General features: G+C 72.4%; 14 protein-coding genes. 6 read left to right on the forward strand and 8 right to left on the reverse strand.

What is annotated here, in order from left to right; all coding sequences use genetic code 11:
• Nucleotides 1–32: 32 nt before the first annotated feature.
• The 3 genes from CLV56_RS01540 to CLV56_RS01550 form a co-directional block, all read right to left on the reverse strand.
• On the reverse strand, nt 33–434 hold the full coding sequence (locus tag CLV56_RS01540; protein ID WP_039368746.1) for a hypothetical protein: 402 nt from the start codon (nt 432–434) through the stop codon (nt 33–35).
• The gene (locus tag CLV56_RS01545; RefSeq protein ID WP_100414281.1) at nt 431–847 is read right to left on the reverse strand and encodes a polyketide cyclase; all 417 of its coding nucleotides are present in this window, start codon (nt 845–847) and stop codon (nt 431–433) included. The genes CLV56_RS01540 and CLV56_RS01545 overlap by 4 nt, the downstream gene beginning before the upstream one ends.
• A gap of 159 nt (nt 848–1006) precedes the next feature.
• Nucleotides 1007–1591, reverse strand: a complete 585-nt coding sequence (locus tag CLV56_RS01550) for a dihydrofolate reductase family protein (protein WP_039368749.1) — start codon at nt 1589–1591, stop codon at nt 1007–1009.
• A 138-nt stretch (nt 1592–1729) separates the two neighbouring features.
• Here CLV56_RS01550 and CLV56_RS21305 point away from each other — a divergent pair, with 138 nt between their 5' ends.
• Entirely contained in the window at nt 1730–4399 is a 2670-nt protein-coding gene (locus tag CLV56_RS21305; RefSeq protein ID WP_157805037.1) for a helix-turn-helix transcriptional regulator, read from the forward strand.
• A 38-nt stretch (nt 4400–4437) separates the two neighbouring features.
• Here the strand turns inward: CLV56_RS21305 and CLV56_RS01560 are convergent, their stop codons facing one another.
• From CLV56_RS01560 to CLV56_RS01575, 4 genes are all read right to left on the reverse strand, one after another.
• Nucleotides 4438–5643 (reverse strand): amidohydrolase, encoded by a 1206-nt coding sequence (locus tag CLV56_RS01560; protein ID WP_100414282.1) that lies wholly within the window; start codon nt 5641–5643, stop codon nt 4438–4440.
• 3 nt (nt 5644–5646) lie between these two features.
• Nucleotides 5647–6111 carry a hypothetical protein gene (locus CLV56_RS01565; RefSeq protein ID WP_039368756.1) on the reverse strand — a complete coding sequence of 155 codons (465 nt, stop codon included), beginning with the start codon at nt 6109–6111 and terminating at the stop codon, nt 5647–5649.
• A gap of 215 nt (nt 6112–6326) precedes the next feature.
• Nucleotides 6327–6983, reverse strand: a complete 657-nt coding sequence (locus CLV56_RS01570; protein WP_039368887.1) for a response regulator — start codon at nt 6981–6983, stop codon at nt 6327–6329.
• Between the two features lie 59 nt (nt 6984–7042).
• Nucleotides 7043–8551 carry an MFS transporter gene (locus CLV56_RS01575; RefSeq protein ID WP_157805038.1) on the reverse strand — a complete coding sequence of 503 codons (1509 nt, stop codon included), beginning with the start codon at nt 8549–8551 and terminating at the stop codon, nt 7043–7045.
• A gap of 78 nt (nt 8552–8629) precedes the next feature.
• Here CLV56_RS01575 and CLV56_RS01580 point away from each other — a divergent pair, with 78 nt between their 5' ends.
• The 4 genes from CLV56_RS01580 (at nt 8630) to CLV56_RS01595 (ending at nt 12739) form a co-directional block, all read left to right on the forward strand.
• Nucleotides 8630–8959: a winged helix-turn-helix transcriptional regulator gene (locus CLV56_RS01580; protein ID WP_039368762.1), complete on the forward strand. Its 330-nt coding sequence runs from the start codon at nt 8630–8632 to the stop codon at nt 8957–8959.
• Between the two features lie 125 nt (nt 8960–9084).
• A complete protein-coding gene (locus CLV56_RS01585) occupies nt 9085–10143 on the forward strand; it encodes an alpha/beta hydrolase (RefSeq protein WP_039368765.1) in 1059 nt (352 codons plus the stop codon).
• Nucleotides 10144–10188: 45 nt separating this feature from the next.
• Nucleotides 10189–11328, forward strand: a complete 1140-nt coding sequence (locus CLV56_RS01590; protein WP_100414284.1) for a M20 family metallopeptidase — start codon at nt 10189–10191, stop codon at nt 11326–11328.
• Nucleotides 11318–12739, forward strand: coding sequence for an aminotransferase class I/II-fold pyridoxal phosphate-dependent enzyme (locus CLV56_RS01595; RefSeq protein ID WP_039368769.1), 1422 nt, complete (start codon nt 11318–11320; stop codon nt 12737–12739). The genes CLV56_RS01590 and CLV56_RS01595 overlap by 11 nt, the downstream gene beginning before the upstream one ends.
• Before the next feature lie 48 nt (nt 12740–12787).
• Here CLV56_RS01595 and CLV56_RS01600 read toward each other — a convergent pair whose 3' ends face one another.
• On the reverse strand, nt 12788–15556 hold the full coding sequence (locus tag CLV56_RS01600; RefSeq protein ID WP_039368771.1) for a helix-turn-helix transcriptional regulator: 2769 nt from the start codon (nt 15554–15556) through the stop codon (nt 12788–12790).
• A 178-nt stretch (nt 15557–15734) separates the two neighbouring features.
• Between CLV56_RS01600 and CLV56_RS01605 the strand changes: the two genes are divergently transcribed.
• Nucleotides 15735–16613, forward strand: coding sequence for an ABC transporter ATP-binding protein (locus tag CLV56_RS01605; RefSeq protein WP_039368774.1), 879 nt, complete (start codon nt 15735–15737; stop codon nt 16611–16613).
• Nucleotides 16614–16641 lie beyond the last annotated feature (28 nt).

Consider the following 16641-nt stretch of genomic DNA (forward strand, 5'->3'; position numbering starts at 1 on the left):
CCCGCCACCCGCGGGGTGGCAGGCACGGTCGTTCACCGCAGGGCGCGCAGCTGGAGCGCCGCGAGACCACCGACGACCACGGCCTGGGCCACCGCCCACGCAGACCCCGCAGTGGTGAGCTCCAGGCTGCCCATCACAACCACGGCCAGCGAGACGACGGTCCAGATCGCGTTGCCCGCCACCACTGCCCACGCGAGACCGGGCGTACGCCCGGCCCGCGCGGCGGCGGCTACGACCACGAGGGTGAACAGCAGCAGGAACGCTCCGATGCCCCGCACGATGCCCTCCGTCGACCCGAGCAAGTCCACCACCAGCGGCGCCGCGACCAGGTAGGCCAGAGCGTTGACCCCGGTGACGACAGCGTCGATCTGCAGCCACATGCGGAGCTCGCTGCTGCCCGTGCCCTGCGAGGACACCGATGCGTCGCTGGTCATCGGCCCGCTCCCGTGCCGTCGGCGTCCTGAGAGGCGTCGAAGAAGCCGGTGACCCGTGCGATCCGGCCACCGTCACCTACGAGGCCGTAGTCGACTCCGGTGAGGGCGTCGGTACCGTCCGGCCCCACCAGCCGCCACCGGAAGCGGAATGCGTCGTGGTGGGACTCCACCTCCCCGCAGCGGACGAATCGGTGGCGGGGGTAGTGCTCGTGCAGTGCGCGGACCAAGGCGTCGATCCCTGCGTGGCCCTGCCCGTCCATGGGCGGGTCCACCAGGGCGCCGTCGACCTCCCAGCACTGCTCGATGATCTGGATCCGCTCCGTGTGGTCGACCTCGTTCCACGCGTTCAGGTAGCCGTCCACCAGGCGGGTGACCTCGGCTGCTGCGGGCTGGTCGTGCATCGTCTTGCTCATTGAGGTTCCTCTCGATGACGTCCCGGTGCGGGACGGCCGGGGTGCCCCGACAGCTTCATCGTGGGTTCGGTCCCGCCGCCGTACCACGCCCGGTCCTGCCTACCCCTGGCGTTGTCACCCACCCGTCGGCTGATGGTCTGCCCCTGCGCCCAGGACGGCTCAGCGGACGCGGTCGTAGATGAGCCAGACGGACCCCGAGTCGCTGGTGGCGAGGTCGGTCAGGGTCCAGGAGGAGGCCTGCAGGCCGTCCTCGAAGAGCCGGGCGCCCCCTCCCACGACCTCGGGAGCGAGGTTGATGCTCAGCCGGTCCACCTCTCCTGCGTCGAGCAGATGCCGGATGATCGACTGGCTCGCGAGGACGTAGATGTCCCGTCCCTCCTCCTCGCGGAGCTGTCGGATCATCTCTGCCGGCTCGCGGTCCGCGGCGCGGGAGTTCTCCCACGGCAGCTCCTCGAGGGTGTGGCTGAAGACGACCTTCTCCGTCTTGTTCAGCCACTCGGCGAACTGGCGGTCCCGCTCGTCCGCGCTCTCGTCGTCGACCACCGTCGGCCAGAACCCGCCGAAGCCTTCGTAGTTGCTGCGACCGAGGACGGCCGTCGTGGCGTCGGTGATGGCGACCAGGTGGTCACGCGCCATGTCCGTGATGCTGTGGGGCACGATCCACCCCATGTCGTAGGGGCCGGCGGGGCCGGTGGTCCGGCCGTCGAGGGAGAGGGTGATGTTGGCGACTACCTTGCGTGCCATCGGGATTCTCCTTGGGTGAGGGCCGCCGGGGCTGGTCCGCGGCGGTGGTACGAGTCTTCGGCCGTGGGCGCGCAAGAACATCTGCCACCTGGCAGATCTCGCGCGCGTACCGGGATGATCCGTGCCAGACTCGCCGTCGTGGCTGCCGCAGGACCCCCGCACTACGCCTCAACCTTCGTCGGCCGTGAGGGTGAGATCGAGGACATGCGCGCAGCACTCGGGTCCGGTGTGCTGGTGACCCTCCTCGGACCCGGAGGGGTCGGCAAGACCAGGCTCGCGGCGATGCTCGCCACCGCGACGGCCACCGAAGGGGTCGACCCCTGCTGGGTCGAGCTAGGACCCGCACGGTCGTTCAACGACGTCGTCGACGCGGTCGGCGCCGCGGTCGGCGCCCCGACCTCACGCAGCGACCCACTGGCCTCGGTCGTGGCGGCCATGACCGGACCCGCGACGCTGCTCGTCCTGGACGAGTGCGAGCACGTCGCGGCCCACCTCGGCCGGCTCGTCCACGCCTTGCGGGCCGGCGACGCGCCGCGGTTCCTGGCAACGAGCCGGGTGCGGCTCGGGATCGAGGGTGAGCGGCCGATACGGCTCCTCGGTCTGCGACCGGACGAGGCCGTGGCCCTCTTCACCGACCGCGTCGGCGCGCTGTCGGAGGTCACGGTCGCTCCCGGTCCCGTACGTCAGATGTGCGACCGCATCGATCGCCTGCCGCTGGCGCTGGAGCTGGCGGCAGGCTGGGCGACGACGCTGTCCGTCGAGGAGATCGCGGCACGAGTTCGGGAGCCCCTGGACCTTCTGGCCGACACGCCAGGCCCGTCGTTCCATCTGGAGGGCCTGGAGTCGTCCATCCGCCGCAGCCACGACCTCCTCGAGAGCGAGCACCAGGTCGTGTTCCGACGGCTGTCGGTGTTCCGGGCCGGCTTCACGGCGGAGCAGGCACAGTCGGTCTGCTGTGGCTCCTCGGTCGAGGCAGCCCGCGTCGTCCCCGCGCTGCGGAGGCTCGTCGACGCCTCCCTGCTGTCGTCGGACACGACAGGACCGGTGGCCAGGTACCACCTGCTGCACACGATCCACGCCGTCGCAGCGCAACGGTTGGCGGAGGCCGGTGAGGAGGACGAGGTACGACGGCGCCACGTCACCGTGATGCTCGATCTCCTCGAGAGTGCTGCACCTCTGCGCGAGAAGGACAAGGACCTGTGGCGATCGGTCGTCGCGGCGGAGTACAGCAACCTGTCCTGGGCGATCGAGCAGGGCCTCGCCGGGCCCGCCCCGGTGGCGGCCCGCACGATCGCGGCTCACCTGGGGTGGTGGTGGCATCTGGAGTCGCACCGGCGAGACGGCCTCCGACTCGCCAGGGCGGCCATCGAGGCGGGCGCCGGTGAACGTACGCCCCTCCACGCGAGGGTTCTGCTCTCGGCCGCGCTCGCGGCCGACACGGCCGACCCTCTGCACGCCCCGGGGTGGGCGGCTGAGGCGGCGCAGGCCGCTCGCGTGGCCGGGGACGGCGAATCCGACCGGCTCGCGCGGACCCTCGAGGCGGTGTACGTGATGTGGCGCGACCTCGACGAGGCGACGCTACGGGCGACGGCTCTGCAGGCCGAGGCGACAGCCCGGGGTGACCGGCTGGTGCAGCACGCGTCGGCCGTGCTCCTGGGGGTCGTCGCCTACCTGCGCGACGACTACCGACGGAGCACGGCCCTCCTGCCCGACCCCTGCGCAGCCCTGGTCGCGACGGGAGACCGGGGCATCGCGTCGACCGGTCTGGCCTATCTCGCCCTCGCACGTGCGCGTTCCGGCGACCTCATCACCGCCGAGGCGGACGCGCGTCGTGCCTGCTCGGTCGCCGAACCGCTCCGGGACCTCCACCGGCGCGGGGTCGCTGCCGCGTCTCTGGCCGAGGTCCTGGCGCTCCAGGGGCGGCTCGACGAAGCCACCGCCGTGATGCGTCCTGTCCAGGACGTCCTGGACCGTCTGCCCGATCCCGTCCTGGTGCCCGGTTGGGAACGCACCGCGGCACGGGTGTCGCTGTGGTCCGGGAACATCGACGACTGCCTCCAGTGGTGCGAACGTGAGGCTGCATGGTGGGGCCGGCTCTCCGGCCTCGGCGACGACGTCTCACCCGAGACCCGCGTGATCCAGTCGCAGGCCCTGCGGGTGGTGGGCCGCTTCGAGGACGCGCGAGTCCTGGTCGACGGGGTCTTGGAGGAGACGGCGCAGGGCCGGTTCCCCCGTGCCCGCGCAGCCGCATGTGCCGAGCGGGGACACCTCCTCGTGGCCGAGGACGACGACGCCGCGTTCGAGGCCTTCCACGAGTCCCTGGCCGTCGCTGACCAGATCGGAGCCGTGCTCGGTTGCGTGACGGCCGTCGAGAGCCTCGCGAGACTCCTGCCTGGCCGCGGCTCGGCGGACCTGGCCGTGGTGCTGGTGGCGGCGACGGCCGCCGCCCGGGACACGATCGGTTTTCGGGTGGACGCGGGCCCACCGCCCGATGTCGAGCCGGATCCGGCCCTGGTCGCTCGTGGCAAGGGCCTCGGCCTGGCGGCAGTCGAGCTCGCGCGTCGCATGCGCGGGACCCGCACCCACCGCCCCAGCTCGGGGTGGGGCAGCCTCACTCCGACCGAGGAGACGGTCGTCGCCCTGGCCGTGCAAGGACTCACCAATCCCGAGATCGGTACCCGGCTCTTCATCAGTCGCGGCACCGTGAAGACCCACCTCGCTCACGTCTACGCCAAGCTAGGGGTGAGCAACCGCACCGCGCTCGCCGCCTACGTCGAGAGCACGCGAGGGCGCGAGGAGTCGCAGTAGGTCTCGTGTCCCTGCACGAGGCCGTGCACGCGGGTGGCTCACCGCAGGCGGCCGCGTACGACGCGCCGTCGAGGCGGTGCTGCGACCACCGCCTCGGCGGCGCATGACGACGGGACCAGGATCAGGTCCGCTCGCCGACCTTCGACGATCCCACCCGCCTCGCCGACCAGGAGCCGGCGTCCGCCGCTGGTGGCCGCCGCCAGCACCAGCTCGATGTCCGCGTCGCTCCGGTAGCCGCTGCGCATGGCGATGTGGCGCGTGCGGTCGAGCATGTCGCCCGTCCCGTACGGCCCCCACAGGTCCCGGATGCCGTCGTGTCCGCATCCCACCACCACGCCCGCCGCCATGAGCTCCCGGATCGGTGGCACCGGAAAGCTGTACGGCGCCGCCGTCACGACCCCGACGCCGGCCGAGGCGAGCTTGTCGGCCAGCGCCCGCACGCCGTCGAGATCGAGATCTCCGACGCAGTACAGGTGGCTGACGGCGACCCGCCCCGCCATGTGCAGCGTCTTCGTGCGCTCGATCACCAGATCGAGCTCCTGAAGGCCGACGTCGCCCCGCGCATGCAGGTGCAGGTCGACCTTCGCGCCGTGGCGCTCTGCCAGCGCGAAGATCGCATCGAGGTAGTCCCGCGCGTCCCCGTCCGAGGTGGGATCGAGTCCTCCCACCACCTGGGCCCCTTCAGCCAGGGCGGCTGCCATCAGGTCGAGCGTCCCGGGGTTGGCGTGCAAGCCGTGCTGCGGGAACGCCACCTGCTGCACCTCGATCACGTGCGCCACCTCGCTGGCGACGTCACGCACCCGCTCGATGCCCAGCAACCCCACCTCGGGATCCACGTCGGTGTGGCTGCGGACGAGGCTGGTGCCCGTGGCCGCCATCTGGGCCAGGAGCGCCCGCATCGCGATCGGGTCGGGGATGCCCAGCCGCGCGCGATGGGTTCGGTCGGTGGTGACGCGGGAGGTCAGTGAGTCCTCCGCCAGGTGCGGGACCCATGGTCGCCCGAACAACGTCTTGTCGAGGTGGCAATGAGCCTCCACCAGCCCGGGCAGTGCCACCAGGCCGCGCCCGTCGAGCACGGGAAGGGACCCGCCGACGGCACCGTCCGGTGATACGCGCGCGCGGATCAGCACGCCGCCTTCGATGGTCAGATCCCGCAGGCGCCCGTCGACGCAGGTGACGCCGCGGATCCGCAGGTCGTCAACCGGGTCGAGGCCGGTGTGGCCCGGCTCCTCGTCAGTAGTCATCGGTCATCCGATCATCCACCCGATGCCGAACAGCAGCACCGTCCCCGCAACCGTCCCCACCAGCGGCCACCACCCCGCACTCCCCCGGCGACTCACGTACGATCGCGCGGCGGCGACGAACAGGAGGCCGGGAACGCCGAAGACGAGCCAGGCCATCGAGAAGTTGAACCAACCGGTTGCGCTCATGTTGCCGATGCCCGTGGGAGGAAGGTCGAGCAGCCCGAGCAGGACGGCCACCTTCACGACCAGCTCGGTGGCAGGGTAGACGATCTGCGCGGCGGCACACCCCCACAGACCCGTCAGGACCAGCGCGTTCGGGAGCGCCCTGCCCCACGCCTGAACACTGGCGAGCGCGATACCGATGGTGAGGATCCGGAGCAGGGTCGCGCCCAGGATGATCCACGCCGTGCCGTCGATCGGCCGACCGTGGACGACGTGGTCGACCACCCACATCGCGCCGACCACCACGCAGAAGAGTCCTACACCTCCCGCGATGGCATACGCAGGCCATCGGGCGGCCGGTCCTGGACGGGCGTCGAGGGACGCCTCAACGGCCGGGAGCGACATGTCGAGTCCTTCAGGTGGCGGGCGTCTTACGTCCGACCTTAGGAAACACGGGCGGACTGCGGGCGTGCCGAAAGTCACGGTTGTGGTCGCGCAACGCCACTCCGCGAGGAGTACGCTCACGGCGCTTCGGCGCTCGACGCGGGCGCGAGCAGTCCCTCTTCGAGTGCACGCAGGACCGCCCTCGTCCGGTCGCGGACTCCCAGCTTCACCAGGGCGGCCGACATGTGGTTCTTGACGGTGCCCTCGGCCAGATGCAGACCCGCCGCGATCTCTCGGTTCGACCAGCCCGAGGCCGCGAGTCGGAGGACGTCCACCTCGCGCGCGGTGAGGGGCACCGGGTTCGGCGTCGCGTCCAGATCCGTCCGGCGCGTCCTCACGACGCGCAGCAGCCGTTCGGTCACGACCGGTTGGAGAAAGGTGCCGCCGTTCGCGAGGCAGCGGATCGCTCCGACGAGCTGGGCCAAGGACACGTCCTTGAGCAGGTATCCACGAGCACCCGCCTGGAGCGCGTCACCCGCCTGCCGCTCGTCGTAGACGGTGGTGAGCAGCAGGACGGGAACGTCGAACCCCCGCGCCTTCAGGTCGGCAAGTGCGGAGAGCCCGTCGCAGCCTGACGTACGCAGGTCGAGCAGCACGACGTCCACCGCGATCTCCGCGAGCCTCGCCATGGCCTCGTCGCCATCGGCGGCCTCCGCCACCACAGCCACCTCACTGCTGAGATCCAGCAACGCACGGATGCCTTGCCGCACCAACGTCTGGTCGTCCACGACCATCACACGCGGCGGTCGCGTCACAGCGCCTCCCCGACCGGACGGCGGCGTCGTGCCGAAGGTCATGCCCTGTCCCTCACGGCCGAGAAGGCTCGCCAGGTCACCCCGGCCGCGAGCACGAGGAGGGCCGCCGCGACCCAGCTGGCGGTGGTCATCCCGTCGACGAAGGCCGCTTGGGCGACGCCGACGGCACCGCTCGCCTCCGCCGATCGGCCGGCCTGCGCCGCCACCGCGCTCAGGGAGTCCAGTCCACCGTCCACGTCAGCTCCGGCACGCGCGGCGAACACCGCCGTGCCGAGGGATCCGAGCATCGCCACGCCCAACGAGATGCCGAGCTCGCTGCCGGTCTCGCTCAGTGCAGCCGCCCCGCCGGCCCGCGCGGGCGGAGCGGACGCGACCACCAGATCCGTTCCCAGAGCCATCACCGGGCCGACTCCGGCGTAGACGACGGCGAACCCGGCCACCACCCACCAGTGGGAGCTGCCGGCCGAGGTGGCGGCCAGCGCCACGAATCCCGCCGCGGAGATCGCCAGTGCGCCTGCCAGCACCCGACCCGCGCCGATGCGCGCAGCCAGGCTCGGAGCCAGCACCGAGGTCGCGATCAGCACGGCCGTTGCCGGTACGAGGCTGAGCCCCGCAGGCAGCGGGTCGAGCCCGGCGACGAGCTGGAGGAACTGGGTGACGAACAGGTAGATCCCGCCGACGGCGCCGACGCTGACCAGCAGGGACACCAGGGTGGCTCGGACCCGGCGCTCACCGAACAGGGACAGGTCGAGCAGCGGCGAGGACGCCGAACGCTGCTGGACCACGAAGGCGGTGCCGAGGACGAGTGCGGCCACGACGCCGAGCAGGGCTGGGGCGCCAGCTCCGTGCGACGCCGCGTCCTTGAGTGCGTACGTGGCAGCCAACAACGCGCCCATGAGGAGCAGCACGCTCGACGGCCGTACCTGGACCCGTGCGTCGGTGGCCGGCTCGGGCAGGAGTCGGGGCCCGGCCAGCAGCAGGAGCACCATCACGGGGACGCCCAGCAAGAACACCGAACCCCACCAGAAGTGCTCCAGCATGACGCCGCCCAGGACCGGCCCCAAGGCGATCCCCACGGAGAACATCGCCGCCCAGATCCCGATGGCCGTGCCCCGCTGACGAGCATCGGGGAAGAGGCTCGCGATGAGCGAGAGAGTTGACGGCATGATCGCAGCGCCCGCGATGCCCATGGTGGCCCGCGCGGCGATCAGGGCTTCGGGGGTCTGCGCGAAGGCGGCAGCGGTCGAGGCCGCCCCGAAGGCGAGCGCTCCGACGAGGAGGAGTCGACGCCTTCCCCAGCGATCGCCGACGGCGCCCATCGCGATGAGCAGGCTCGCCAGCAGGAACCCGTAGATGTCGATGATCCACAGGGTCTGGCTGGCGGTGGGGTCGAGGTCGGCAGACAGATGAGGCACCGCCAAGTGGAGCACGGTGATGTCGAGCGACAGCAGCAGCGTGGGCAGTGCCAGGACGGCGAGACCAGCCCAGGGGCGCCACGCGCGCGGTGTCGTGCCGGATGGAGCGGTGGAGGGACCGTGAAGGCTCATGGCACTTACCATCCACTCATACAGACCCGAGCGCTAGTATGCACTTTAAAGTGCAGTACTTACCAAAAAGGAAGTGTCATGGACGGCTACTCATGCGGTCTCGACCTCGCGGTCGACCTCATCGGCGGGAAGTGGAAGGCGCTGATCCTGTGGGAGCTGCGCGAGGGACCACAGCGGTTCAACTCCTTGGGGCGCAGCCTCGAGAAGGTCTCCGCGAAGATGCTCACGCAACAGCTCAAGGAGATGCAGCACGATGGCCTGGTGCTCCGGCACAGCTACGGCGAGGTCCCGCCCCGAGTGGAGTACTCCATGACCGACCTGGGCCAGCAGCTCCTGGCCCTGCTCGAGCCCGTGGGCGACTGGGCCGAGGCCAACTACCCGTCCATCCGGGCCGCACGGAGCGCTTAGGCCGGAGCGCCTCGACCTCGAACGGTTCGCGGTCCCCGGTGCGACCCGCCCTTCGGTTGCCGGGCCCGCCCGATGGGTCCACGCTTCGGTGAACAGGACCGCTCGAGTCCACGGGGAGACACGGGATGGGCGCAGACCCGACCACCGACGGCGACGGCTCCGGTCAGCCGGCCGGTCCCTCCCCACGACCGAGGCGCTCCGCCGTACGCCGCGTCCTCCGCTGGACCGGGGTCGCACTGCTCGCGTTCATCCTCCTCACGCTCGGCCTGGCCCTCGTCCCCGTCGACGTCAGCGCGCTGGAGGAGTCGCACGGGGAGCCGGCGACGAACCGCGGCGAGGCCGTGGAGCTGTTCGAGGCGTGGGCAGCTCCGGAGGACGAGGAGAACGTCTTCGAGCCGTGCCGCAGCGCGCTCTACGACACGGGCGCGCGTACGCAGGTCGCGGTCGTGCTGTTCCACGGCCTGACCAACTGTCCGCGGCAGTTCCGCGAGATCGCCGAGTCGCTCCGGACGGAGGGGATGAACGTCGTGGTGCTGCGAGCGCCCAAGCACGGGATCGCCGACGAGAGCGGCACCGGGATCGGCCCGGTCTCCGAGGCATCCTCGTTCTCCGCCGAGGACATGGTCCGCTGGGCCGACGCGTCGGTGGACGTGGCCGCCGGCCTCGGTGACTCGGTCCGGGTGATGGGCATCTCGATGGGCGGGCTGGTCGCAGCCTGGACGGCCCAGAACCGCGAGGTCGAGCGCGTCGTCGCCGTCGCCCCCGCGGTCGGACTGCGCGTCCTGCCGGGCCCGCTCGGCTGGGCGGCGCCGAACCTCGTCTCCCGCCTCCCGGACTTCTCCGTGTCGGCGACCGGCGACCTCGACCACGCGTACGGGGGCGAGACGATCAGCGGCGCGGCGGAGATGATGCTGCTGTCGCGTGCGATCCTGGCCGAGTCGGACCGCGAACCACCGCAGACCGTGGACGTCACGGTCGTCACGAACGCAGCGGACACCGAGGTCGCGAACGCTCGCACGGAGGTCCTCGTACGGCAGTGGCGCGAGCAGGGCGCCCACGTCATCGCACGGGCCTTCCCGGCACGCCTCGGCCTCCCGCACGACGTGGTCGACGTCGCGAACCCGTCACAGCAGACGTCGGTCACCTATCCGGTGCTCCTCGGGCTGCTGAACGCCGGCGGCTGAGCGAACGGCATGCCAGGGACGGCTCCGGATCCGTAGGCTCGCACCATGCACGAGGCGGAGATCAGCGCCGTCGAGCTGCTGGCCGAGCTCGTGGCGATCGACAGCGTCAACCCCGGACTGGTGCCCGGAGCTGCCGGAGAGACGCGGATCGTCGAGCACGTCCGCACGCGACTCGACGCCACCGGGTTCGCTACGACGGTGGTGGACGCGCCGGGCGTCGCGGATCGACCGAGCCTGCTCGCCGTGGCGCCCGGCCCGGAGGACCAGCCGACGATCGTGTTCGTCGGTCATCTCGACACGGTCGGTGTCGACGGGATGGCGCACCCGTTCGTGCCCCACGTCGACGGAGACCGGCTCAGCGGCCGCGGCGCCGCCGACATGAAGGGCGGTGTCGCTGCGATGGTCGCCGCGGCGGAGCACCTGTCATCAGCCGGCGCGGCCGTACGGCCGGTGCTCGCGCTCGTCTCCGACGAGGAGCACGCCTGCCTCGGCAGCGAGGCCGTCATCGCCGCGCTCCCGACGCTCGGGATCCGGCCTGACGTCTGCCTGATCGCCGAACCGACCGACCTCGCCCCGTGCCGGTCGTTGCGCGGCTTCGCCGTGGTGCGCGTGACCTTCGAGGGCGTGGCGGCGCACAGCTCGCAGGCGGAGCTCGGCGTCAACGCCGTGACCCACCTCGGTCGCCTGCTCCACGCCGTGGACGCCCGCGCCGACGCCGTCCGCGAGTCCGGCGGCGACCTCGTGGCGACCGTTGCCGCCGGCGGCTCCTCCGCGTTCGTCGTGCCCGACCACGCCGAGTGCCTCGTCGAGATGCGGACCCGGCCCGAGCTGGCCAGCGCCGCAGCACTCGACGAGGTCCGATCCCTGATCGCTCCCGGGTGGCGCGCCGACGCCGCGCTGCTCGCGCACCGGGACGGCTGGCGGATGGACCCGGCCGGGCCGGCCGCAGACCTCGCCGGCCGGCTCTGCGACGTGCTGGGGACGACGCCGACGTTCGACGCCCCGTACTGGATGGAGGCACCGTTGTGGCAGCAGGTCTGCCCGACTCTGGTCTGCGGACCCTCCGGCGGTGGGCTGCACGCGGTCGACGAGTGGGTCGACCTCGGCCAGGTCAGGGCCCTCACGACCGCACTCATCACGGTCCTGAGCACGACGCCGACCGACTGGAGGCCCGATGCCGACTGACCCCCGCGGCCTGCGACACGACGCGCCGCTCCTCGATGCCTGGCTGCGGTTCCGCGAGGAGCCGCCGACGCCGTTCACCATCCCCGGGCACAAGCAGCGCACCGATCTCGTGGGCGACGTGGTCGCCGGCGACGTCCCGCTCTACGCCGGCCTGGACACGATGAAGCTCACCGGCGGCACCCTGACCCAGGCCGAGCGCCGTGCCGCACGGCTGTGGGCCGCGGACGTCTGCCGCTTCTCGACCGGCGGTGCGACGCACGCCAACCAGGCGGTCGCGCTCGCGGTGGCGGGCGACGGCGACGAGGTCGTCGTCAGCCGTACGCTGCACCGCTCGCTGCTGCTCGGGCTCGTGCTCGCCGGCCTGACGCCGGTCTGGGTCCGGCCGGACATCGATGCGGAGACCGGGCTGCCGCTCGGCGTACCACCGACGGCCGTACGCGAGGCGCTGACCGACCATCCCGACGCACGGGCCGTGTTCGTCGGCGACCCGTCGTACGTCGGCACGGTCGGCGACGTCGCCGGGATCGCCGACGCCGCTCACGACCACGGCGTCCCGCTGATCGTCGACGCGGCCTGGGCGGCACACTTCGGCTTCCACCCCGACCTGCCGCGCCACCCGCTCCAGCTCGGCGCCGACGTGATGATCACCAGTGCGCACAAGACGCTGCCGGCGTGGAGCCAGGCCGCGCTCGTCCTCGCACGCACCGAGCGGATCGATGCGGCCCGCCTCGACGCCGGTGTGGAGGCGACCGCGACCACGAGCCCCGCCGGCGCGATCCTGGCCAGCACGGACGCCGCCCGCGCGCTGCTCGAGCGTGACGGCGAGGAGCTGCTGGGCGGCGCGATCGCCGCCACCAGGGCAGCACGCGACCGGCTGCGGGCCGTCGACGGGCTGGCCGTCCTCGACGGCGCAGCGATGGATCCGCTCAAGCTGGCCCTCGTTCTCAGCGGCACGGGCGCCGACGGCAACGCCGTCGAGCGCGACCTGCTGGCCGCCGGGCTGCCCGTCGAGTCCGCCGACCGCGACGTGATCGTCGCCGTGGTGTCGCTGGCCGACACCGCGCAGTCGCTGGACCGGCTCGCCGGCGAGATCGTCGCGTCCGTCGCGCGACACCGCAGCGCGCCCCGACCCGTCGTCGGGCCGTCGACCTACCGGGTCGAGGCGGTGACCGCGACGCCTCCCCGGCAGGCGTTCTTCGCAGCGGCCGAGGCTGTGCCCCTGGAGGACGCCGTCGGCCGGGTCAGCGCCGAGCTCGTCGCGCCGTACCCTCCCGGCATCCCGGTGCTCGCCCCCGGGGAACGCGTGACCGCCGAGACCCGCGCGGCCCTTCGCGACGCTCAGCACGCCGGCGTGCGCATCGCGTACGCAGCCGACCCGACCCTGCGTACCCTGCGGGTGACCCGGGGCTGAGGCGGTGACGTCGCTGCGCCGGATCCCGACGCGGCCGCCGGCGAGGAGTCAGGAGAGCGGCAGCTCCCTGAGCTGTCGGCGTGAGGTGATCCCCAGCTTGCGGAAGATGTTGCGGAGGTGGGCCTCGATCGTGCGAGGGCTGAGGAACAGCTGCGCCGCCACCTCACGGGACGTCGCTCCCGTGGCCACCAGTCTCGCGATCTGCAGCTCGTGGGGCGTGAGTGCGTCGGTGGGCTGGGCGGTGCGTTTCCGTGGGTGCTCGCCGGTGGCACGCAGCTCGCGTGCAGCGCGGGCGGCGAACCCCTCCGCGCCCATGTCGGACAACAGCTCGTGGGCCGTCCGGAGCTGCACGCGGGCGTCCTGGCGCCGACGTGCGCGGCGGAGCCACTCGCCGTACACGAGGTGGGTGCGGGCGAGGTAGACGGCCATCCGGCACCTGCTCAGGTGCTCGATCGCCTCGAGATAGTGGCTCTCGGCGCCCGGGCCGGTGGTCGTCAAGGCCCGGGAGCGCGCCTCGAGCCCGAGTGCCCACGGGGTCCCGGCGGCGCGGGCCCGCGCGCCGAGCTCGTGCTGCGCACGAGCCGCGCGATCCTGCTGGCCGGTGCGACACGCAGCCTCGACGAGCTCGGGCAGAGCCAGGTTGCTGTGGTTCAGCTCAGCCGACTCGCAGGCGCGCGCGGCGGCGTCCGACGCGGCACGGTAGTCGCCCGTGCCGTTGTGGAGCACCGCCAGGGCGTACTGGCCGAGTGAGACCTCGGTGCCGCGCCCTCGAGGGCCGGCCCCGCTGACGATGGCGGCGGAGATCTCGGCCGTCTGCTCCGGGCGGCCGCGCCAGGCCGCCAGGATGAGCTCGGCGTGGAGCAAGGGCATCGCCCTGGTCGCCGCCGCGATCGCGACTCCTTCGTCGGCGAGCTCGGTCGCGCGGGCCAGGTCGCCGGCGAGCACCAGCGACACGGAACGGAAGAGGAGCGCCGCGGGGAGGGTGGCCAGCGCGCCCGACTCGCGTGCGAGGTCCACGTGGCGACGACCCAGCTCGTGGACCGCCTCGTCGTCGAAGAGCGCCGTCGCCGTGCGGCTGGCGTGCCACAGCCAGCGCTGGCCGTCGCTCGAGCCCTCGCCGTCAGCGCGTGGCTCGCGGGTGCGGAACGTCTCCACCGCGCGCCGAAGTCCGGGCACGCCCGCTTCGTACCCCAGGGTGAACGTCGTCACCAGCCCGTCGAGCAGCAGGTCAGCCGGTCGCGCCGGGCCCGGTGGTGCGGGCGCGGCTCGAGCAGCTTCGGCCACCTCCAGCACCCGTCCACCGGGACCCGCGTCGCCCGTGACGATCGCGGCGTCGAGCGCGCGGAGGTAGCTCTCGCGGGCCAGGCCCGCGTCGAGCGGCGTGAGCGTCCTGGCTACGTCGACGAGCATCCCCACCGCGTCGCTGGTCCGCGTCAGATGGAACGCGATCTCGGCGCGGAGCAGGTCGAGGCGAGCGCGTTGCATGGCCGCCAACGGCCCGGTCGCAGCGACGGCGAGCAGCTCCAGCGCAGCCTCGGACGCACCGGCCTCGTGCTCGGCGTGGGCAGCGTCCAGCGCACGACCGGCCCGGACGGCCGGGTCAGGCGTGAGCTCGGCCGCGTGCCGGAGGAACGCCGCCGAGGCGGCCAACCCGCCGCGGGACTGCGCTCGCCCGGCTGAGCGCACCAGCTCCGCGGCGACGTCCTCGTCGGCTCCCAGGAGCGCCCGTGCACGGTGCCACGCACGCCGATCGGGATCGAGCCGAGGATCGGTGGCAGCCGCCAGCGCACCGTGCACGCGCCGACGGTCCGGCTCGGTCGCGTTCTGGTACACGGCCGAGCGCGCCAGCGGATGCCGGAACCGGACTCGGCTGTCGATCTCCAGCATCCCGGCAGCTTCTGCGGGCGCAACGGTCTCGGGATCGATGCCCAGGTGAGCGGCTGCGCGCCACAGCAGAGCCGCGTCCCCGGTCGGCTCGGCCGCTGCGAGCAGCAGAAGCAGCTGGGTCTCGGTCGGCAGGTTCACGGAGCGCCGCCGGAAGCTGTCCTCGATGCGGCGCGGGACGCTCGACGCGTCCGGCAGGTCGAACCCGCCGGCCAGCCGCGTCGGAGGCGCACCGCGCGGCAGCTCCAGCAACGCGAGGGGGTTGCCGCGTGCCTCGGCGATGATCCGGTGGCGCACGCCGTCGTCGAGCGGCGTCGGGAGCGTCGCGGCCAGCAGCGCTCGTGCGCTGGTGTCGTCCAGCCCGTCGAGGCGCAGCTCGGGCAGTCCGACGAACGAGCTCAGGTCGCCGCCGTCGGCGGGATCGCGCATCGAGAAGAGCAGGGCGATCCGCTCGGCGGCCACGCGCCGCGCCACGAAGGCCAGCACCTGACCCGACGCCTCGTCCAGCCACTGCGCATCGTCGACGACGCACATCAGCGGCTGCTCCTCGGCAACCTCGGCCAGCAGGTTGAGGACGGCCAGCCCGATCAGGAAGCGGTCCGGAGCAGCTCCCTCGCGCTGCCCGAACGCCACAGCCAGAGCGACCCGCTGCGGCTCGGGCAACGCGTCGAGCTGCGTCAGGAGAGGCGCGCACAGCTGGTGGAGAGCGCCGAACGCGAACTGCATCTCGGCCTCCACCCCGACCGAGGTCTCCACCCGGAACCCGGATCGTGCTGCGACCGCGCGGGCGTGCTCGAGCAGCGCCGTCTTCCCGATCCCGGCTTCGCCGAGCACCGCGAGCGCCCCGCTCCGCCCGGCCCGCGCCTCGGCGAGCAGGTGGTCGACCGCTTCGCGCTCCGCGCGCCGGCCCACGAGGTCCACGCGCTCTCCCATCCCCGTTCGCCCCGGTCTAGGCGATTGTCACCGATGCCGACGGCACCTGTCAGGCCTGGTGCCTGGCGCCGGGGCACGTGACCGGCGGCGAGATCAGGGCCTTCTACCGATGCGACGCCGCAGGCTCGCGCGAGAACCTGATCGCACGGCACCGACCCGAACACGAGAGGAGTGCTCGATGCCCGGTTCTCCCGTCATCGACGTCGAGCGTCTGCACGTCACGTACGGCGACTTCGAGGCCGTACGCGACCTGTCGCTGCAGGTCCGACCCGGTGAGCTCTACGCACTGCTCGGCACGAACGGAGCAGGCAAGACGTCCACGCTGGAGGTCGTCGAAGGTCACCGTCGCGCGGCCTCCGGGGCCGTACGGATCTTCGGCAGGAGCCCGCAGGACCGGCGAGCGGTGCGGCCGCGGATGGGCATCATGCTGCAGGAGAGCGGCTTCTCGCCCGATCTGACGGTGGAGGAGTCGGTCGGCCTGTTCGGTGCGTTGAGCGGACGGGACGACGACGTCGGCCGCGTGCTCGGAGTCTCCGGGCTCACGCGGAAGAAGGATGCGAGCGTGTCACAGCTGTCCGGTGGGGAGAAGCGTCGCCTGGACTTCGCCACGGCTGTCTTCGGCGGCCCCGAGCTGGTGATCCTGGACGAGCCCACGACGGGCCTCGACATCCAGTCGCGGGATGCACTCTGGGCCGCGGTGGACCGCCTCCGTGAGGACGGCTCCACGGTCGTGCTCACCACCCACTACCTGGAAGAGGCCCAGCAGCGAGCCGACCGGATCGGGCTCATGCACGACGGCACCCTGCGCCGCGAGGGAACCGTCGTCGAGCTGACGCAGACCCTGCCGTCGGTGATCACCTTCGCCCTCCCACCCGGGGCGCCCGAGCCCCCGACCGTCGGAGCGCGCAACGGGGCCTTCCACGTCGAGACGTTCGACCTGCAGGGCGACCTCTACCGGCTGCTGGACTGGGCGCACGGCGCCGGGGTCGAGCTGGAGGAGCTGGAAGCCGGTCCGACCCGTCTGGACGACGTCTTCCGCGCCCTCGAAGCCGCCTGAGCCCACCGACCGACGGCCACCGGCCTCC

Source organism: Mumia flava, from assembly GCF_002797495.1.
Taxonomy (GTDB): Bacteria; Actinomycetota; Actinomycetes; order Propionibacteriales; family Nocardioidaceae; genus Mumia; species Mumia flava.